The following is a 16303-nucleotide window of genomic DNA, read 5'->3' as shown; positions in this document are numbered from 1 at the left end:
CGTCTGACCGGAGCCCCCATGTTCGCTCGCCTGCTTTCGATCCTGACGCTGACCGTCCTCGGACTGGCCGCCACAGCCTGCGCCGGCCTGGGCGGCCAGGGGTCTCTGGACGGGCAGGGGGCCTCGCGCTCGGAACTGAAGCGGGTGATCCTGGTGTCGATCGACGGCTTCCGCTGGGACTATCTGGAACGCGGCGTGACGCCGACCCTGTCGCGCCTGGCGGCCGAAGGGGCGTCGGGCCCGATGCGGCCCTCGTTCCCCAGCGTGACCTTCCCCAACCACTACACCCTGGTCACCGGACGGCACCCCGACCACCACGGCATCGTCGGCAACAGCTTCATCGACGCCGAACTCGGTCGGTTCTCCATGGCCAAGACCGAGCCCGGCTGGTGGAACCAGGCCGAGCCGATCTGGATCACCGTCGAAAAGGCCGGACGGACCTCGGCCACCATGTTCTGGCCGGGCTCGGAGACCGAGCACGACGGGGTGCGTCCCCGCTACTGGCGTCCCTACGACAAGGCCGTCGAAGGCGATGCGCGTGTCGACCAGATCCTGGCCTGGATGGACGCCTCGCCCCGGCCGGATTTCGCCACCCTGTACTTCGACATTGTCGACACCGCCGGCCACAACCATGGTCCGGACGGCGCCGAGACCAACGCGGCCATGGCCGAGGTGGACGCCTCCCTGGCCCGGTTGATCGATGGGCTGAAGGCGCGCGGCCTGGACGATGAGACCGTCCTGATCATCGCCTCCGACCATGGCATGGCCGCGACCTCGCCGGATCGGGTCATGCGCCTGGGCGACCTGGTCGATCCGGAGGCGATCGACGTCCTCTACAGCGGCGCCGCCGTCTTCCTGAATCCGAAGCCGGGCCGCGAGGCCGAGGTCGAGGCCGCCCTGGCGCGTCGTCACGCCCATGGCGAATGCTGGACGAAGGCGACCATCCCCTCGCGCCTCGTTCTGGGCTCCAATCCCCGGGTTCCGGCCATCGTCTGCGCCGCCGACGTGGGCTGGCTCTTCTCCGCCCCGGGTCGCGAGGTGACGCGCAGCGGCGGCGCCCACGGCTATGACAACGCCGCGCGCGAGATGCAGGCCCTGTTCGTCGCCCATGGCCCCGGCGTGGCGCGCGGGCGGATCCTGCGCGACCTCGACAGCGTCGACGTCCAGCCCCTGATCGGCCGCTTGATGGGCCTCGCCGTTCCCGCCGGCGACGGTCGCCGCGAGGATACGCAGGTGGTGACCGGGCGCTGATGGTGATTGCCGCTACGCTCGGCTAAGAGCGCCGGACCATGCCCCTGCTCAACCTCCGCTCGCATCGCGCCGCCCTGGGCTTCATCCTGGTCACGGCCATGCTCGACATCATGGCCATGGGGATCGTCATCCCCGTGCTGCCGTCGCTGATCGAGCAGTTCGTGGGGTCGAACGCCAGAGCGGGCGCCATCAACGGCCTGTTCGTCGCCCTGTGGGCCGGCATGCAGTTCGTCGCCTCGCCGATCATCGGCAGTCTGTCGGACCAGTACGGCCGTCGGCCGGTGATCCTGCTCAGCTGCGCCGGGCTGGCGGCCGACTATGTGCTGATGGCCGTGGCGCCCAACCTGTGGTGGCTGGCGCTGGGGCGAATCCTGGCGGGCGTCACCTCGTCCAGCTTCACCACCATCTACGCCTATATGGCCGATGTGACGCCGGCCGAGGGGCGGGCGCGGGCCTATGGTCTGGTGGGCGCGGCGTTCTCGGCCGGGTTTGTGCTCGGGCCGGCCATGGGCGGCGTGCTGGGCGACATCGATCCGCGCCTGCCGTTCTGGACGGCGGCGGTCATGTCAGGCGTGGCCTTCCTCTACGGACTGCTGGTCCTGCCCGAGAGCCTGGCGCCCGAGAATCGCATGAGATTTAGCTGGCGGCGCGCCAATCCCGTCGGCGCCATGGTGCTGCTGCTGCGCCACCGCGAACTGACCGGCCTGGCGGGGGTGACCTTCCTGCTGCACTTCGCCCACCACGTCTTTTCGGTCGTCTTCGTGCTGTATGCCGGACACCGATACGGCTGGGGCCCGTTGCAGGTCGGCCTGCTTCTGGCCGCCGTCGGCGTGCTGGACATGGTCATGCAGGGCCTGGTCGTCGGCCCGACGGTCAAGGCGCTCGGCGACCGGCGGACCATGGTCGTGGGCCTGATCGGAGGCACGGTCGGCATCGCGATGATGGGGTGGGCGCCGTCCGGTCTCTGGTTCTGTTTGGCCATGCTGCCCAACGCCATGTGGGGTCTGGCCATGCCGACCCTGCAATCGCTGATGACCCGCCGCGTCGGCGAGGACGAACAGGGCCAGCTTCAGGGCGCGACCATGAGCGTCGCCTCGATCGCCGGGGTCGCCTCGCCGCTGTTCTTCGGCTGGGTCTACACCCTGACGGCGGGCGAGGACGTCGCGCCCTGGCGTTCGGGCGTCAGCTTCCTGATCGCCGCTGCGGTCCTGGCCGTGGCGGCCGTCATCGCCGTGATCGTGGCCCGGGGTGAGACCGCGACATCAGCGACGCCTTGATCCGGCCGAAATGCCGACCAGATACTGGGCATGATCCCAAGCGTGACCGAAGTGACTGATCTCCGAGACCTGATGAAACGCTCCACCGTCCTCGCCGCCGTCGCCGTTCTTCTGGCCGCCTGCGGCAACGCCAACGACAGCCGCGCCCAGGAAGGCGTCTTCGCCCAGCCGACCGACCGGGAGGTTCCGCGCGACGCCAGCGCGGTGAAGGCCAGTTTCGCGCCGGTGGTCAGCCGCGCGGCCCCGGCCGTCGTCAACATCTCGGCCCGCACGGTCCAGCGCGTTCAGGACCCCTTCTGGGGCATGTTCGGCGGCGGCATGCCCAGCAACCGGGTCGCTGAATCGGCCGGATCGGGCGTCATCGTTCGCTCGGACGGCATCGTGGTGACCAACAACCACGTCATCGCCAACGCCCAGCAGATCCGCGTGGTCCTGAACGACCGGCGCGAGTTTCCCGCCACCGTCCTGCTGGCCGACGAACGCAGCGACATCGCCGTGCTGAAGCTGGACGACGTCAACGAGGCCCTGCCGGTCCTGGCCATTGACGCCCAGGAGGACCTTCAGGTCGGCGACCTGGTCCTGGCCATCGGCAATCCGTTCGGCGTGGGCCAGACGGTGACCAACGGCATCATCTCGGCCTTGAACCGGACCGAGACGGGCATTTCGGACAGCGGTTCCTTCATCCAGACCGACGCGGCGATCAATCCGGGCAATTCGGGGGGGCCGCTGGTCGATATGGACGGCGACGTCATCGGCATCAACACCGCCATCTTCTCGCGTAGCGGCTCCTCGGCGGGCGTCGGCTTCGCCGTTCCGGCCCAGATGGTCAAACGGGTGGTCGATTCCGCCCTCGGCGGCGCGACCTCCGTGGCGCGGCTGTGGCTGGGGGTGAAGGGTCAGACCGTGACCTCCGACATCGCCCGCAGCCTGGGCATGGAGCGGCCGCGCGGCGTGATCGTCAATGAAATCTATCCGGGCGGCCCCGGCGCCCGGGCGGGCCTCCAGGACGGCGACGTCATCGTGTCCGTCAACGGGCAGGAGGTGAACGATCAGGGCGGACTGAACTTCCGCGTCGGCACCATGTCGGCCAATGACACGGCCCGGCTGGAGGTGCTGCGCGACGGTCGCACGGTGACGTTGAACAGCCGGGTCCAGACCCTGCCCACCTCCGCCGGTCCGGCCATCGTGGTGTCCAGCGGCCCGCTGCAAGGGCTCCGGCTCACGACCTTGTCCCCATCCGAGGCCGACAGTCTCGCGGGCGACGCCTTCGCCAAGGTCTTCACAGTCGCCGAGGCGGGCGGCCGCGCGTCGCGATGGGGCCTGCAGGAGAAGGATGTTCTGGTGGCCTTGAACGGCCGGCCGATCGGCTCGGTCCAGGCCCTGAACCTGTCGGCGCCTGCGCGGCTGACGATCCAGCGGAACGGCCGTCAGCTGACGGGCGTGATCCGTTAATCGCCGCCGGCTTGGGGGTGATGCGGGGCGCTAGTCCTTCAATCGCGGCCCGAGGATCGACCAGACATGTCCGAAGGGGTCGGTCAGCTTGGCTATGCGACCGAAGGGCTCGTCAGCGGCGGCGCGTATGACGACTGCCCCCTCGGCGGCCGCCCGGGCGACCCAGGCGTCCACGTCGTCGACGGCCATCGACAGGCCGACGGACGTCGAGCCCAGCGCGCGCGGCGACCGTGCCCCGACACGGTCCTGCACTTCCGGAAACTCGTCGGCCAGATAGAGGACGCCGCCGCCGTTGATCGCCAGTGCAGCATGGCCGACCCGTCCATCGGCCTCGTCGTGGCGTAGCAGAACCTCGGTCCCGAACGCCCGCCCGTACCAGTCGATGGCCCCCGGGCCGTCATGAACCATCAGATGGGGAACGACCGGCGGATCGGGAGGAACATAGTCGCTCATCGTCCTCAGCCCTTGATCGGCGATCCGATCGACCAGCTGTGGCCGAACGGGTCGCGCAACTGGCCATAGCGGTCGCCCCAGAACTGGTCGGCCATCGGCAGGACGGGAATGGCGGCATTCAGCATCGCCCGCTCCCACCAGGCGTCGGCGTCGTCGACCTGCAGGTGAAGGGTCACGCCCTGCGGACGGATGTCGGCGTCATGGCCATACTCGGGAAACTCGTCATGCAACATGACGCTGGCGCCGTTGATCTTCAGGTGCGCGTGCATCAGTCGCTCGCCGTCCTCGGCCAGCTTCTGGTCCAGCACCTCGGCTCCGAACGCGCGGGTGTAGAACTCCAGCGCCGCCTGTCCGCCTCGAGAGGGAATGACCAGATGCGGCGTCACCCCGCCGGTCGGTCCCTGCGTCTCATGATCGACGGCCATGCGGTCTCTCCGTTTCGCATATTTAAGCCCTTCCCCCTTGACGGGGGAAGGGTTGGGATGGGGGTGACAGCGGTCGGAACCGGCGCCGCCGCCGATGAAACGACGTCCGGCGCCTTCACCCCCAACCCCGGCCCTTTCCCCATCAAGGGGGAAGGGAGCATATGGATCCGCATGAGCGATCTGTTCGAAGCCTCCGGCGTTCTGCCGCCCCCCGAGTCTCAGGATGGCGCGCCCCTGGCCGACCGGCTGCGGCCGACGCGTCTGGAGGACGTCGTCGGTCAGGATCACCTGCTGGGCGAGGGCGGCCCGATTCGCCGCATGGTCGAGGCTGGGCGTCTGGGCTCGATGATTTTGTGGGGGCCGCCGGGCACGGGCAAAACTACGATCGCCCGACTTCTGGCCCGCGCCGCCGGCTATCAGTACCAGCAGATTTCGGCGGTCTTCTCGGGCGTGGCCGACCTGAAGAAGGCGTTCGAACAGGCCCGCGTCCGCCGCGCGGCGGGCCAGTCGACCCTGCTGTTCGTCGACGAAATCCACCGCTTCAACCGCGCCCAGCAGGACGGCTTCCTGCCGTTCGTGGAGGAGGGGGTGGTCACCCTGGTCGGCGCCACGACCGAGAACCCGTCGTTCGAGCTGAACGGCGCCCTTCTGTCGCGCTCCCAGGTCTTCGTGCTGAAACGCCTCGACGACGCCGGACTGGACCAGCTTCTGGGCCGGGCCGAAGCGCATGAGGGCCGCGATCTGCCCCTGACGCCCGAGGCGCGCCATGCCCTGACCGCCCTGGCCGACGGCGACGGTCGCTATCTGCTCACCATGACCGAACAACTGTTCGCCCTGCCCGAGGGCGTGGTGCTGGACGTCCAGGGCCTGGCCGGAACCCTGCAACGTCGCGCCCCCGCCTATGACAAGAGCCGGGAGGAGCACTACAACCTCATCTCCGCCCTGCATAAGTCGGTGCGAGGCTCCGACCCCGACGCGGCCCTGTACTGGCTGGCGCGGATGCTGAACGGCGGCGAGGACCCCCTCTACCTCGCCCGCCGCATCGTGCGGATGGCGGTGGAGGACATCGGCGAGGCCGACCCCCTGTCCATCCTGGTCGCCAATGCGGCGAAGGACACCTACGATTTTCTCGGCAGTTCCGAGGGTGAGCTGGCCCTGGCCCAGGCGGTGGTTCACCTGGCCACGGCGCCCAAGTCCGTCGGGGTCTATGAGGCTTACAAGGCCGCCAAGCGCGCGGCGGCCGAGACCGGCTCCCTGACGCCGCCCGCCCATATCCGCAACGCCCCGACCAGGCTGATGAAACAGCTCGGATACGGAAAGGGCTACCAGTACGACCCCGACACCGAACTCGGCTTTTCCGGCGCTAACTACTTCCCCGACGAAATGGAGCGCCGCACCTTCTACAGGCCCAAGGGCGAGGGCCACGAGGAGAAGATCAAGGCCCGGCTGGAGCATTGGGCTGAGCTGCGGGCGAAGATGCAGGAGGAAGGTGGGAGAGAATGAACCTCAACCAGATCACGGTCGAGGTTTCCGACATCGGGCGCAGCCGCGACTTCTATCAGCGGCTGGGATTGGAGCTGATCGTTTCGGCCGACCACTATGCCCGCTTCCAGTGCCCTACCCCGGAGGGGCAGGGCGCCACCTTCTCGATCCACCTCAGCGACACGGTCCGGCCGAACGGGACCGGCGTCTACTTCGAATGCGATGATCTGGATGCGCGGGTCGAACGGCTGAAGGCGGCCGGGATCGCCTTCGACCATGACCCCGTTGACCGGCGATGGCTGTGGCGCGAGGCCTGGCTGCGCGATCCGGACGGCAACCGGTGTTGCCTATATTTTGCGGGCCGGAACCGCGCTGATCCGCCCTGGCGTCTGACCCCGACGACATAGGTTAACACCGTTCATTGTCGAGCCTGAGGTTGCGGCCTAGCTTGGCCGTTCAACCGTTTCTGGGAGGGAACTATGGCTGCATCGACGAAAACGCCCTGGCATCTGTGGCTGGTGGGCGGCTTGAGCCTTTTGTGGAATGGGTTCGGCGGCTTCGACTTCATCATGACCACGACCCAGGGCGAGACCTATATGCGGTCCGCGGGCATGACCCAGCCGATGATCGACTATTTCATGGCTATGCCGACCTGGATGTATGGGCCCTGGATTCTGGGCGTGTGGGGCGCCGTGGCCGGGTCGATCCTTCTGCTGATGCGAAGCCGGTGGGCGGTCACGGCCTTCGCCTTGTCCGTCGTCGGCGCCGTCGTCAGCCTGATCTATCAGAAGTTCATCAATCCAATGCCGCCCCTGCCGGAAGGCATGCAGGCGATGGGCTATATGTCCTACGTCATTGTCGTCATCGCCGTCTTCCTGGCCTGGTACGCCTGGACGATGCGCAAGGCGGGCGTGCTGCGCTGACGTCTTTCATCTGAACGACGGTCAAACCTGGGGTATAATGGCGGCGCGCCGGAATCGACCGGACGCGTGGGAGGGAGAATGCGGATGAAGACGCCCTGGCATCTGTGGTTGTTCGGCGTGCTGTCTTTGGCGTGGAACGCCATCGGATGCTGGTCCTGGCAACAGCAGGTCACACGCTCGCCCGCCTATTTCGCCGAGATGACGATGGAACAGGTCGCCTATGTCCAGGCGATGCCGATGTGGGCGACGGTCGCCTATGGCCTGGCCGTCTGGGCCGGCTTGCTCGGCGCTCTCATGCTGTTGTTCCGGCGTCGGCTCGCCTTTCACGCCTATGTCGCCGGCCTCATCGGCTTCATCGCCTATAGCGCCTATGTCTATGTCCTCAGCGACGGGACGCGGATCATGGGAAGCGCGGGCCTGATGTTCTCGGCCTTTATCTTCGTCCTGTGCCTGGTCGAGGTCGCCTACGCCTACTGGATCCGGGGCAAGGGCGTCCTGCGCTGACGATCGCGCCGGAGGGTCGGGGTCAGACCCGACTCTCTGGACTCTCTCGACTCTGTTTTGCCGCCCGTCATCGTCCGGATGACGGGTGACCGCCATGAAATCCCAACGCACGCTCGTCCCGCTCACGCCTGAAGACATCGCCGCCGTCCGCTCTTGGGTGGTGCATGAGGACGCGCACCTGATCGCCTTCAACAAGCCGTCGGGGCTATCCAGCCAGGGCGGACGCATCCAGGCGCATACGCTGGACGATCTGCTGTGGGCCTACGCCCGCTCCAACGGAAAGCGGCCGGAACTGGTCCACCGGCTGGATCGGGACACCTCCGGCGTCATTCTGGCGGCCAGGACCAAGCCGGCGGCGGGCTTCCTCGGCAAGGCGCTGCAGGCGCGCAAATTCCAGAAGACCTACCTGGCTCTCCTGTCCGCCCCGCCCGAACCGCGCCAGGGCCGGATCGACGCCCCCCTTCGCCGCGAGGAGATCGGCCGCGAAAGCTATATGCGGGTGGTCGACGCCGACGCCGACGGCGCTCAGGCCTCCGAAAGCCGCTATCGCACTCTGGCCGCCTCCGACGACGGCGCCCTGGTCGAGTTGGAGCCCCTGACCGGGCGGATGCATCAACTGCGGGTTCATATGGCCCACATCGGCCGGCCGTTGGTCGGCGACGTCCGCTACGGCGGCGCTCTCACGGCGGGTGGACATAGGGCCTCACGGCTGATGCTGCATGCCGTGCGTCTGGCCTTTCCGCATCCGGACGGCGGACGCGTCACCCTCGAGGCCCCGCCGCCCGACGACTTCGCCGATCTGGCCCAGGCCATAGGGGTGGACAAGGGCTTGCCGGGAACCGCGCCCGGGCGCAGCGGTTCCTGAAGGGAGAGGAGCGACACATGCGACGCTTTCTGCCTGCCCTGCTGGCGACCGGTCTGATCCTCGGCGGCTGCGCCAGTCTGGCCCCCTACGGCCCGCAGGGCGGTCCCGGCGGTCAGGGATATTCCGAACAGCGGATCGAGCGTGACCGCTGGCGGGTTACCTACAACGGCGTCGGCGCGCCGGGGCCTGTCGCCGACCTGGCCCTGCGCCGCGCCGCCGAACTGACGCTCAGCGAAGGCTATGACTGGTTCCAGGTCACTCAACGCTATGTCGACGGCCGTCCGGATAGCGCCGGCGGCTTTAGGCCCAGCGTCTCGGTGGGCTATGGTTCTTCCAACTACGGCGGATGGCGCACTTCGGGCACGGGCGTCGGCGTCGGGTTGAACTTCAGCGGCCCGACTCCGACCTCGACTGTGCTCGAGGTTCGTCTCGGACGGGGCGCCCGACCCGACGCAGCCGAGGCCTACGACGCCCGCCAGGTCGCCGGGGCGCTGGCCGGGCCGCGGTACTGACGGCCGATCAACGGCCCCGGGTCAGGGCGCGGTACTCGACCAGCCGTTCCTTGTCGCGGCGGACCTGATCGGCCACGGCGTCGTCCACGTCCAGCGAGGCGTAGCGGACCCAGCCGTCCACTCCAAGCTTGGCCTGGATCGCCTGCGGCGGCGTCTGCCAGAAGAAGTAGGAGGCCAGGCTGACGACCACGCCCAGCAGCCCGGCCAGGGCCTGCAACCCCCGGAACCACGCCGCCTCGGCCGGCGCCGGCTCCAGCGCGAACAGAAGACCCCAGACGATGAAGACGAGGGGGGTAACGAACCGGGCGAACCACCGCATCCAGTACCGCTCGCGCCGCACGCGCCACAGCTCCATCTGGACGTATTTCTCCAGATACTCCATCCGCGCCCCCATCCACATGGTCAGGCGGGTCAGATAATGAGCGCGACGGCCCCAGCCCTTGCCGTCCATCTGGTAGTGGGTCTCGGCCTGATCCGCCATGGCGCGGGCGCTGGTGAACAGGTTCTGCAGTTCGCGCGTCCGCTGAACGATCTCGCGGGACAGGCTGTAGGAGTCGTTCTCCAGCCGGAACCGGTACTGGACGAACAGGATGGACTGGACGCCCCAGTACAGGCCCAGCACCGCCAGCATGGCCCCAGCGGCGACAGCGGCGCCGGTGGTCAGGGCGCCCGTCCACTGGCTGAACCAGGTCGGTCCCAGGGTCGCCAGGATGGTGAAGGCGATCAGCGCCAGGGCCTGGCACAATCGCTTGACGCCGACATGCACGCACAGGGCCCGAAACACCCGGCGGCCATAGGCGTGGATGTGCGCACGCAGGTCGTGATCGACGGGAAACCGCTCTTCGATCTGTCGCGCGAACAGGACGTGGAACCGGTCCGGCTTGCTCTCGGTCTCCCAGAAGGGGAACAGGTCCAGCGGCTGGTTGAAATACTCGTTGATGTGGCGCGAAACCGCCTGAATCGCCGCCGGCTCATGGGAAAAGACCTCGGCGTCCTGGATCGGTCGCAGAATGCCGTCCGCCGCACGAAGGGCGGTGGGGGCGTCTGGGATCGCGGCGGGGACCGGGCGGTCCGCGAGATCGGCCGCGCCGGGCGGCGGGGCCTCTGCCGCATGGTGATAGTGGCCGGCTGGCGCGGCGACGGGCGCAGCAGTCGATGCATGTGGATCCGGCGCGGCGGCGGGGACGGGATGGGAGTCGAACGGGGACGGCGGATAGGGACTGGCCCCGGCCGCCGCTGCATGCGGGTCGTTCGAGTGGTCGTGCGACATGGGCGTAGCGGCCCCCCGGAGTTCGTTCATCACCATATTGCCCGAATACGGCGGCTCGTCGCCCCCTGTTCGCTCAAAAGGCGAGCCGAACGGGCTTTGGCAAAGATCGCCCGATCCCTGTATGAGGCCCGCATGACACGCATCCTTCTGGTCGCCCTCGGCGGCGCGATCGGGGCTTCGGCCCGCTATGGGCTCGGCGTAGGCTTCGGCCGGCTGATCCCAGGCGCCGCCTGGCCGTGGGCGACGCTGACCGCCAATGTCCTCGGCGGCCTGTTGATGGGGCTGCTGACCGGCTGGCTCGCCCATCGCGGCGGGGCGGATCAGGAACAGGTGCGGTTGTTCGCGGCCGTGGGCGTTCTGGGTGGCTTCACCACCTTCTCGGCCTTCTCGCTGGAGACGGCGCTGATGATGGAGCGCGGTCGCTATGGCCCGGCCGCCGCCTATGTCGGCGTCTCGGTTGTCTTCGCGATCGCGGCCCTGTTCATTGGCCTGATGGTCGCGCGCCGTCTGTTCGGAGCCGACGCATGAGCGACGACGCCAAATCCGCAAACGACGCACCGGTCCGTCAGGTCCAGACGATCTATGTCGCGGAGGCTGAGGACGGCATCCGACTGGATCGCTGGTTCCGCCGCCGCTGGCCGCACCTGTCCAACATCCAGGTCCAGAAGATGGCCCGCAGCGGCCAGATCCGCGTCGACGGCGCCCGGATCAAGCCCGAAGGCCGTCTGACCGCCGGGGCCGCCGTCCGCGTGCCGCCCATCCCCGACGACACCTCGCGTCAAGCGGGCGATCCTCATACCCTGAGCGAGCGCGACATCGCCTTCGCCAAGTCCCTGGTCCTGTTCGAGGACGACCTCGTCATCGCCCTGAACAAGCCGCACGGCCTGGCCGTGCAGGGCGGCACGAAGACCAGCCGCCACGTGGACCGTCTGCTTTCTGCCTGGGGAGAAGGTCTGGAGCGGCCGCGTCTGGTTCACCGCCTCGACCGCGACACCTCCGGCGTTCTGTTGCTCGGCAAAGGGCCGGAGGCGGCCAAGAGACTTGCGGGCGCCTTCGCCCGGCGCCAGGCGAAGAAGACCTACTGGGCCATCGTCCAGGGCCTGCCCAAGCCGACCTCGGGCCAGATCGACATGGCGCTGAAGAAGTCGGGCATCAACGACTTCGAGATCATGCGCCTGGCCGACCCCAAGGAGAAAGGCGCAGAGCCCGCCGAAACCGCCTACGCCCTGATCAGCCATGCGGGCCAGAAGGCGTCATGGATGGCCCTGCGTCCCTTCACCGGCCGCACCCATCAGTTGAGAGCCCACATGAAGGGCATCGGCCATCCCATTCTGGGAGATCCGAAATATGACGATGAAAAATCGCGCGAGCTCAGCGGCGTCCTGAAGCTCCAACTCCACGCCCGCCGCATCGAACTCGACCACCCCGGCGGCGGCAAGCTGACCGTCGAGGCGCCGCTGAGCCCTGAGATGAAGGCCGGTTTCAACCACTTCGGCTTCGATGAGCGAGAGGCGGACCACGATCCCTTCGCGGGGGTGAAGAGGATCCGTTGAGACCCCTCGCCATCTTCGATATCGACGGCACCCTGGCCGACAGCCGCGCCTCCATCTTCCGAGCGGCGACCGAGGCGGCGCGCGACATCGGCGCGCCCGAGCCCGAATACGACCGGGTCCGCAAGATCGTCGGCCTGTCGCTCGACGAGGCGATGCGGGCGCTGGAGCCCGATCTGGACGCGCCGACCCTGGCCGCCTTCGTCGCCGGTTTCCGCGCCAGCTTCGCCCGCATGCACGCCGAGGGCTATCAGGAGCCGCTGTACGAGGGGGCGCTGGACCATCTGCGCCGGCTGCACCGCGACGGCTGGCGGCTGGCCCTCGCCACCGGCCAGAACCGCAAGGGAGTAACCCGCAACCTGGCCCGCGAGGGCTGGGCCGATCTGTTCATCTCCAGCCACTGCGCCGACGACGGCCCGGGCAAGCCGGACCCCTCCATGCTGTTCGCCGCGCTCAGGGCCTGCGACGCCCGGCCTGAACAGGCTGTGATGATCGGCGACACCGCCCACGACGCCCGCATGGCCCGCAACGCCGGCATCGCCGCCGTCGGCGTCAGCTGGGGCTTTCACACCGTCGAGGAACAGCGCGCCGAGGGCGTGCGCCATGTCGCCCTCGACTTCCCCGATCTGGACGGCGCCCTGGCGAACTTCGCCGACAGCCGCGGCGTTCTGGAGCCGTCATGAGCCATATCCCGCCCCTCGACCCCATGGTCGCCGCCCGCAAGGGTTTCCGCGAATCGGAGGACCGGCTGAAGCGGTTCTGGAAGGTCGCCGACGTCGGTCAGGTGGAGGGCGTCGATTCTACGGAAGCCTGGCGCGTCCTGCTGGACGGTCGCGCGCCCAAGACGCCGGGCGGCGTCCCCTATGATCTGCCGACCGAGGCCGCCGCCCGTCTGGTCGCCGATGAATGGGCGGCCCAGGGCGAGTTCCTGATCCCGGCCGCCATGCCCGCCACCCGTCTGGCCGCCACCGCCATCGACCGCATCGAACAGGCGCGCGAAGCCGTGGCCGACGAGATCGCCGCCTACGCCGGGTCGGACGCCCTCTGCTATCCGGCCGAACACCCGACGCCCCTGGTCGAGCGTCAGGCGCGGGAATGGGCGCCGTGGCGCGACTGGGCCGCCGGTTTGGGCGTCGAACTGACGGTGGCCTATGGCCTGATTCACCGGGCCCAGAACCCGGCGTCGCTGGCGCGGGTCAAGGCCCTGGCGCTGGAACTGGACGTCTTCGCCTTGACCGGTCTGGCGACGGCCGTGCCCCTGCTGGGCTCGGCGGTGCTGGGGCTGGCGGTCCAGCGCGGTGCCCTGACCGGCGAGGCAGCCTTCGACCTGTCCCGCCTCGACGAGGCCCATCAGGAAAGCCAGTGGGGCGTGGACGCCGAGGCCGAGGCCCGTACCGCCGCCCGCCGCGACGAGGCCGTCCTGCTGGACCGGTGGTTCCGGGCGCTGGAGAGCTGATTTTCCAATCTGGAAAATCATCACTTGCCAATCTGGAAACTGACGCTACTCTTTCCGTATTGGAAAGTGAGATGTCGCCATGACGAACCAACCCGATCCGAAAGACGCCCTCGCCCAGATCCAGACCGCGCGCAGCAGCGTAGTGCGCAACGCCGACTATCCCGTCGGCTATGACATCGCCTACGGCGGCGTGTGCGGTCTGCTGGTGGCGGGGCAGGGGATGCCCAGTCCCTGGTCGTTCATTGTCCTGCCGATCGCCCTCGGCAGTCTGGCCCTGATGGTCGCCTGGTGGCGCAATCGGGTCGGCTGGTGGGTCAACGGCTATGCGCCGAAACGCGCCCGCTGGGTGGCGTTCGGCCTGCTAGCCCTGTTCCTCGCCCTCATGGGGCTGTCGCTCTACGGCAAATACGCCGGGCCGTGGTGGCTGTTCCTGGTCTCCGGCGGGATCGGCTGGATCGGAGCGGCGCTGGCCGGCCGTCTGTGGATGCGGGTGTGGCGCAAGGAGATGTCGGAGGAGGTCCGGTGATCCCGCCGCCCGTCTTCGACCCTGTCATCCATGCCCCCGGCCGACTCCAGATCTGCGCCATCCTGTCCAGCGTCGACGACGCCGAGTTCGCCATGGTCCGCGACGCCATCGCCGTGTCCGACTCGGTCATGTCCAAACATGTCAAACAGCTGGAGGAGGCGGGCTATGTCGCCGTCTCCAAGGCCACGGCCGGAGGCCGCCAGCGCACCTGGCTGAGCCTGACCGCCGCCGGCCGCACCGCCTTCAAGACCCACGTCGCCGAACTGACCCGGCTGGCGGGCGTGGGTTAGGTCTGATTGCTACAGCCTTGTTGCGGAGCTCCAGGATTTTCATCAGGCTCGCCTCATGTTTCGGCCCGCCCATTCATCGCAGTTCCGCGTTCTCCTTCAGGGAGAGGGTCTGGATGCCGACGAAGAATATCTAGGCTTCTATGCCACGCGGGACGTGCGGGCGGCTGACCCCGTCGAAGCACAGGTGCTGGCCACGGCCTTGATTGAAAGGACTTGGCAGTCCCAGGCAGGCTCTGCGCTGACAACGGTTGGAAGTGTCCAGGCGCTGAGCGTTCGCGATCTCAAGTGGACGCCAATGCGCAGGAAGCCTCAAGGCTTTACCTTCTTTACGGACGATGAGGCAGCACAGGATGCGGCGCTGAATATCGAGCGCCGCGCATACGGCCGGTAGCTCAGCCGAAGATGCAGTCTATTCGGCGGCCCGATACGGCGACAACTCTTCCCTCATCGCCTCGATCTCCGCCGCCACCCCCGCTCGCTCCTGATCCAGATACCGCCCCACCGCATCCCGCAGTCCCTCATGGGCGATGAAGTGCGCGGAATAGACCGGGGAGGGCAGGTAGCCGCGCGCGATCTTGTGCTCCCCCTGCGCCCCCGCCTCGACCCGCGACAAGCCACGTTCGATGGCGAACTCAATGGCCCGGTAGTAGCAGAGCTCGAAATGCAGGAAGGGGACCTCGTCCAACGTTCCCCATTGGCGCCCGTACAGGGCGTCGCGGCCGATGAAGTTCAGCGCCCCTGCGATCGGCGTCCCATCCCTGAACGCCACGACCAGGGCGATGCGGTCGGCCATGGTCTGGCCGATCATCGAGAACCAGGCGCGCGTCAGATAGGGCCGTCCCCACTTTCGCGACCCGGTGTCCATGTAGAACTCAAAGAAGGCGTCCCAGTGCGCCTCCGTGATCTCCGCCCCGGTCAGGACGCGGATATCCAGCCCTGCATTGGCCTCCCGTCGCTCGCGCCGGATGGTCTTTCTCCGGTTCGACGACAGGGCGTTCAGGAAGTCGTCGAAGGTTCGATAGCCGTCGTTGCGCCAGATGAACTGCATGTCCTGACGCAACAGCATCCCGGCCTCGCCCATGGCCCGCCATTCAGGCTCTGTCGGGAAGTTGACGTGCAGGGACGACACGCCCAGCCGCTCGACCAGGGTCAGGCCGCCCTGCAGCAACGCCTCCCGCGCCGTCGGGGCGTCGGCGTCGGGGTGAGCCAGAAACCGCGGCCCCGTCGCGGGCGTGAAGGGCACGGCGCCCAGCAGCTTGGGATAGTAGCGTCCGCCCGCCCGCTGGAAGGCGTCTGCCCAGGAATGGTCGAAGACATATTCGCCCTGGCTATGCCCCTTCAGATAGAGGGGCATGACGCCGATCACCCCGTCATCCGGATCGCGCAGGCTGAGATGGCGCGCCCCCCAGCCCTCGCGCGGTGTCGCACTGCCCGAGGCCTCGCAGGCGTGGAGGAAGTCGTAGCTGACGAAGGGATCGCCGGTCGGGGCCGCACAGGCGTCCCAGGCCTCGCGGCCGATATCGGCGACCCCGTCGTGAACCTGGATCGTGAAGCTCACTTCACCTCGACGATGGCGTCCACCTCGACGGCGAAGCCGAGCGGCAGCTGGTAGACGCCGACGGCTGAACGGGCGTGGCGGCCCTTGTCGCCGAACACCTCGACCATCAGGTCCGAACAGCCGTTGATGACGGCGGGAATGGCGGTGAAGCCCGGCCCGGCCTGGACGAAGCCGCCCAGTTTGACGATGCGGACCACCCGCTCCAGATCGCCGTCAAGCGCGGCCGAAATCTGGGCCAGCAGGTTGATCCCGCACAGGCGGGCGCCGGCGGCGGCCTGTTCCGGCGTCACGTCCTCGCCCACCGTACCCTTCAGGCCGCCCGAGGCGTCGTTGGAGAGCTGGCCGGAGATGTGCAGCAGGTTCCCGGACTGGACATAAGGCACATAGTTGGCGACCGCCTTGGCGGGCTCTGGCAAGCTGATGCCCAGTTCGGCGAGGCGGGCGGCGATGGTCATGGCGGTCTCCGAAACAGGTTGTCCGGCCGCATGTAGCGCGGCAGGAGGCGCGCT

The 16303-nt window shown here is 68.2% G+C and carries 21 protein-coding genes; 16 read left to right on the top strand and 5 right to left on the bottom strand.

Annotated elements, in window-relative coordinates; genetic code table 11:
• Positions 1-18: 18 nt before the first annotated feature.
• The 3 genes from ACO2Q1_RS08090 (at position 19) to ACO2Q1_RS08080 (ending at position 3980) form a co-directional block, all read left to right on the top strand.
• Positions 19-1251, top strand: coding sequence for an ectonucleotide pyrophosphatase/phosphodiesterase (locus tag ACO2Q1_RS08090; RefSeq protein WP_423328989.1), 1233 nt, complete (start codon positions 19-21; stop codon positions 1249-1251).
• A 38-nt stretch (positions 1252-1289) separates the two neighbouring features.
• Positions 1290-2528, top strand: a complete 1239-nt coding sequence (locus tag ACO2Q1_RS08085) for a TCR/Tet family MFS transporter (RefSeq protein ID WP_423328988.1) — start codon at positions 1290-1292, stop codon at positions 2526-2528.
• Positions 2529-2600: 72 nt separating this feature from the next.
• Positions 2601-3980 (top strand): Do family serine endopeptidase, encoded by a 1380-nt coding sequence (locus ACO2Q1_RS08080; protein WP_423328987.1) that lies wholly within the window; start codon positions 2601-2603, stop codon positions 3978-3980.
• Positions 3981-4010: 30 nt separating this feature from the next.
• Here ACO2Q1_RS08080 and ACO2Q1_RS08075 read toward each other — a convergent pair whose 3' ends face one another.
• Both ACO2Q1_RS08075 and ACO2Q1_RS08070 read right to left on the bottom strand, forming a co-directional pair.
• Positions 4011-4433 carry a VOC family protein gene (locus ACO2Q1_RS08075; RefSeq protein ID WP_423328986.1) on the bottom strand — a complete coding sequence of 141 codons (423 nt, stop codon included), beginning with the start codon at positions 4431-4433 and terminating at the stop codon, positions 4011-4013.
• Between the two features lie 5 nt (positions 4434-4438).
• Positions 4439-4858, bottom strand: a complete 420-nt coding sequence (locus tag ACO2Q1_RS08070) for a VOC family protein (protein ID WP_423328985.1) — start codon at positions 4856-4858, stop codon at positions 4439-4441.
• Positions 4859-5029: 171 nt separating this feature from the next.
• On the opposite strand from ACO2Q1_RS08070, the gene ACO2Q1_RS08065 reads away from it, so the two are divergent.
• From ACO2Q1_RS08065 to ACO2Q1_RS08040, 6 genes are all read left to right on the top strand, one after another.
• Entirely contained in the window at positions 5030-6361 is a 1332-nt protein-coding gene (locus ACO2Q1_RS08065) for a replication-associated recombination protein A (RefSeq protein WP_423328984.1), read from the top strand.
• A complete protein-coding gene (locus ACO2Q1_RS08060; RefSeq protein ID WP_423328983.1) occupies positions 6358-6747 on the top strand; it encodes a VOC family protein in 390 nt (129 codons plus the stop codon). Before ACO2Q1_RS08065 ends, ACO2Q1_RS08060 begins: the two co-directional genes overlap by 4 nt.
• Before the next feature lie 72 nt (positions 6748-6819).
• Positions 6820-7263 carry a hypothetical protein gene (locus ACO2Q1_RS08055; RefSeq protein WP_423328982.1) on the top strand — a complete coding sequence of 148 codons (444 nt, stop codon included), beginning with the start codon at positions 6820-6822 and terminating at the stop codon, positions 7261-7263.
• Positions 7264-7347: 84 nt separating this feature from the next.
• The gene (locus tag ACO2Q1_RS08050; RefSeq protein ID WP_423328981.1) at positions 7348-7767 is read left to right on the top strand and encodes a hypothetical protein; all 420 of its coding nucleotides are present in this window, start codon (positions 7348-7350) and stop codon (positions 7765-7767) included.
• Positions 7768-7861: 94 nt separating this feature from the next.
• The gene (locus ACO2Q1_RS08045) at positions 7862-8632 is read left to right on the top strand and encodes an RluA family pseudouridine synthase (protein WP_423328980.1); all 771 of its coding nucleotides are present in this window, start codon (positions 7862-7864) and stop codon (positions 8630-8632) included.
• Positions 8633-8649: 17 nt separating this feature from the next.
• Entirely contained in the window at positions 8650-9144 is a 495-nt protein-coding gene (locus ACO2Q1_RS08040; RefSeq protein WP_423328979.1) for a CC0125/CC1285 family lipoprotein, read from the top strand.
• 7 nt (positions 9145-9151) lie between these two features.
• Here the strand turns inward: ACO2Q1_RS08040 and ACO2Q1_RS08035 are convergent, their stop codons facing one another.
• Positions 9152-10414, bottom strand: a complete 1263-nt coding sequence (locus tag ACO2Q1_RS08035) for a hypothetical protein (protein WP_423328978.1) — start codon at positions 10412-10414, stop codon at positions 9152-9154.
• A 132-nt stretch (positions 10415-10546) separates the two neighbouring features.
• Between ACO2Q1_RS08035 and crcB the strand changes: the two genes are divergently transcribed.
• The 7 genes from crcB (at position 10547) to ACO2Q1_RS08000 (ending at position 14627) form a co-directional block, all read left to right on the top strand.
• The gene (gene crcB / locus ACO2Q1_RS08030) at positions 10547-10942 is read left to right on the top strand and encodes a fluoride efflux transporter CrcB (RefSeq protein ID WP_423328977.1); all 396 of its coding nucleotides are present in this window, start codon (positions 10547-10549) and stop codon (positions 10940-10942) included.
• Complete coding sequence (locus tag ACO2Q1_RS08025) at positions 10939-11967, top strand: RluA family pseudouridine synthase (RefSeq protein WP_423328976.1); 1029 nt, start codon at positions 10939-10941, stop codon at positions 11965-11967. The genes crcB and ACO2Q1_RS08025 overlap by 4 nt, the downstream gene beginning before the upstream one ends.
• On the top strand, positions 11964-12647 hold the full coding sequence (locus ACO2Q1_RS08020; protein ID WP_423328975.1) for an HAD-IA family hydrolase: 684 nt from the start codon (positions 11964-11966) through the stop codon (positions 12645-12647). Before ACO2Q1_RS08025 ends, ACO2Q1_RS08020 begins: the two co-directional genes overlap by 4 nt.
• Entirely contained in the window at positions 12644-13420 is a 777-nt protein-coding gene (locus tag ACO2Q1_RS08015; RefSeq protein ID WP_423328974.1) for an ATP12 family chaperone protein, read from the top strand. The genes ACO2Q1_RS08020 and ACO2Q1_RS08015 overlap by 4 nt, the downstream gene beginning before the upstream one ends.
• A gap of 79 nt (positions 13421-13499) precedes the next feature.
• The gene (locus ACO2Q1_RS08010) at positions 13500-13946 is read left to right on the top strand and encodes a hypothetical protein (protein WP_423328973.1); all 447 of its coding nucleotides are present in this window, start codon (positions 13500-13502) and stop codon (positions 13944-13946) included.
• The gene (locus ACO2Q1_RS08005; protein ID WP_423328972.1) at positions 13943-14236 is read left to right on the top strand and encodes a winged helix-turn-helix domain-containing protein; all 294 of its coding nucleotides are present in this window, start codon (positions 13943-13945) and stop codon (positions 14234-14236) included. Before ACO2Q1_RS08010 ends, ACO2Q1_RS08005 begins: the two co-directional genes overlap by 4 nt.
• Positions 14237-14291: 55 nt before the next feature.
• Positions 14292-14627 (top strand): hypothetical protein, encoded by a 336-nt coding sequence (locus tag ACO2Q1_RS08000; RefSeq protein WP_423328971.1) that lies wholly within the window; start codon positions 14292-14294, stop codon positions 14625-14627.
• Positions 14628-14645: 18 nt separating this feature from the next.
• Here ACO2Q1_RS08000 and ACO2Q1_RS07995 read toward each other — a convergent pair whose 3' ends face one another.
• Both ACO2Q1_RS07995 and ACO2Q1_RS07990 read right to left on the bottom strand, forming a co-directional pair.
• Complete coding sequence (locus ACO2Q1_RS07995; protein ID WP_423328970.1) at positions 14646-15794, bottom strand: GNAT family N-acetyltransferase; 1149 nt, start codon at positions 15792-15794, stop codon at positions 14646-14648.
• Complete coding sequence (locus tag ACO2Q1_RS07990) at positions 15791-16249, bottom strand: RidA family protein (protein WP_423328969.1); 459 nt, start codon at positions 16247-16249, stop codon at positions 15791-15793. Before ACO2Q1_RS07990 ends, ACO2Q1_RS07995 begins: the two co-directional genes overlap by 4 nt.
• Positions 16250-16303 lie beyond the last annotated feature (54 nt).

The sequence above is a fragment of the Brevundimonas sp. VNH65 genome (assembly GCF_049445955.1).
GTDB lineage: Bacteria > Pseudomonadota > Alphaproteobacteria > Caulobacterales > Caulobacteraceae > Brevundimonas.
Note: the sequence above shows the minus strand (reverse complement) of the source record. Positions and strands in the feature narration are given on the sequence as shown.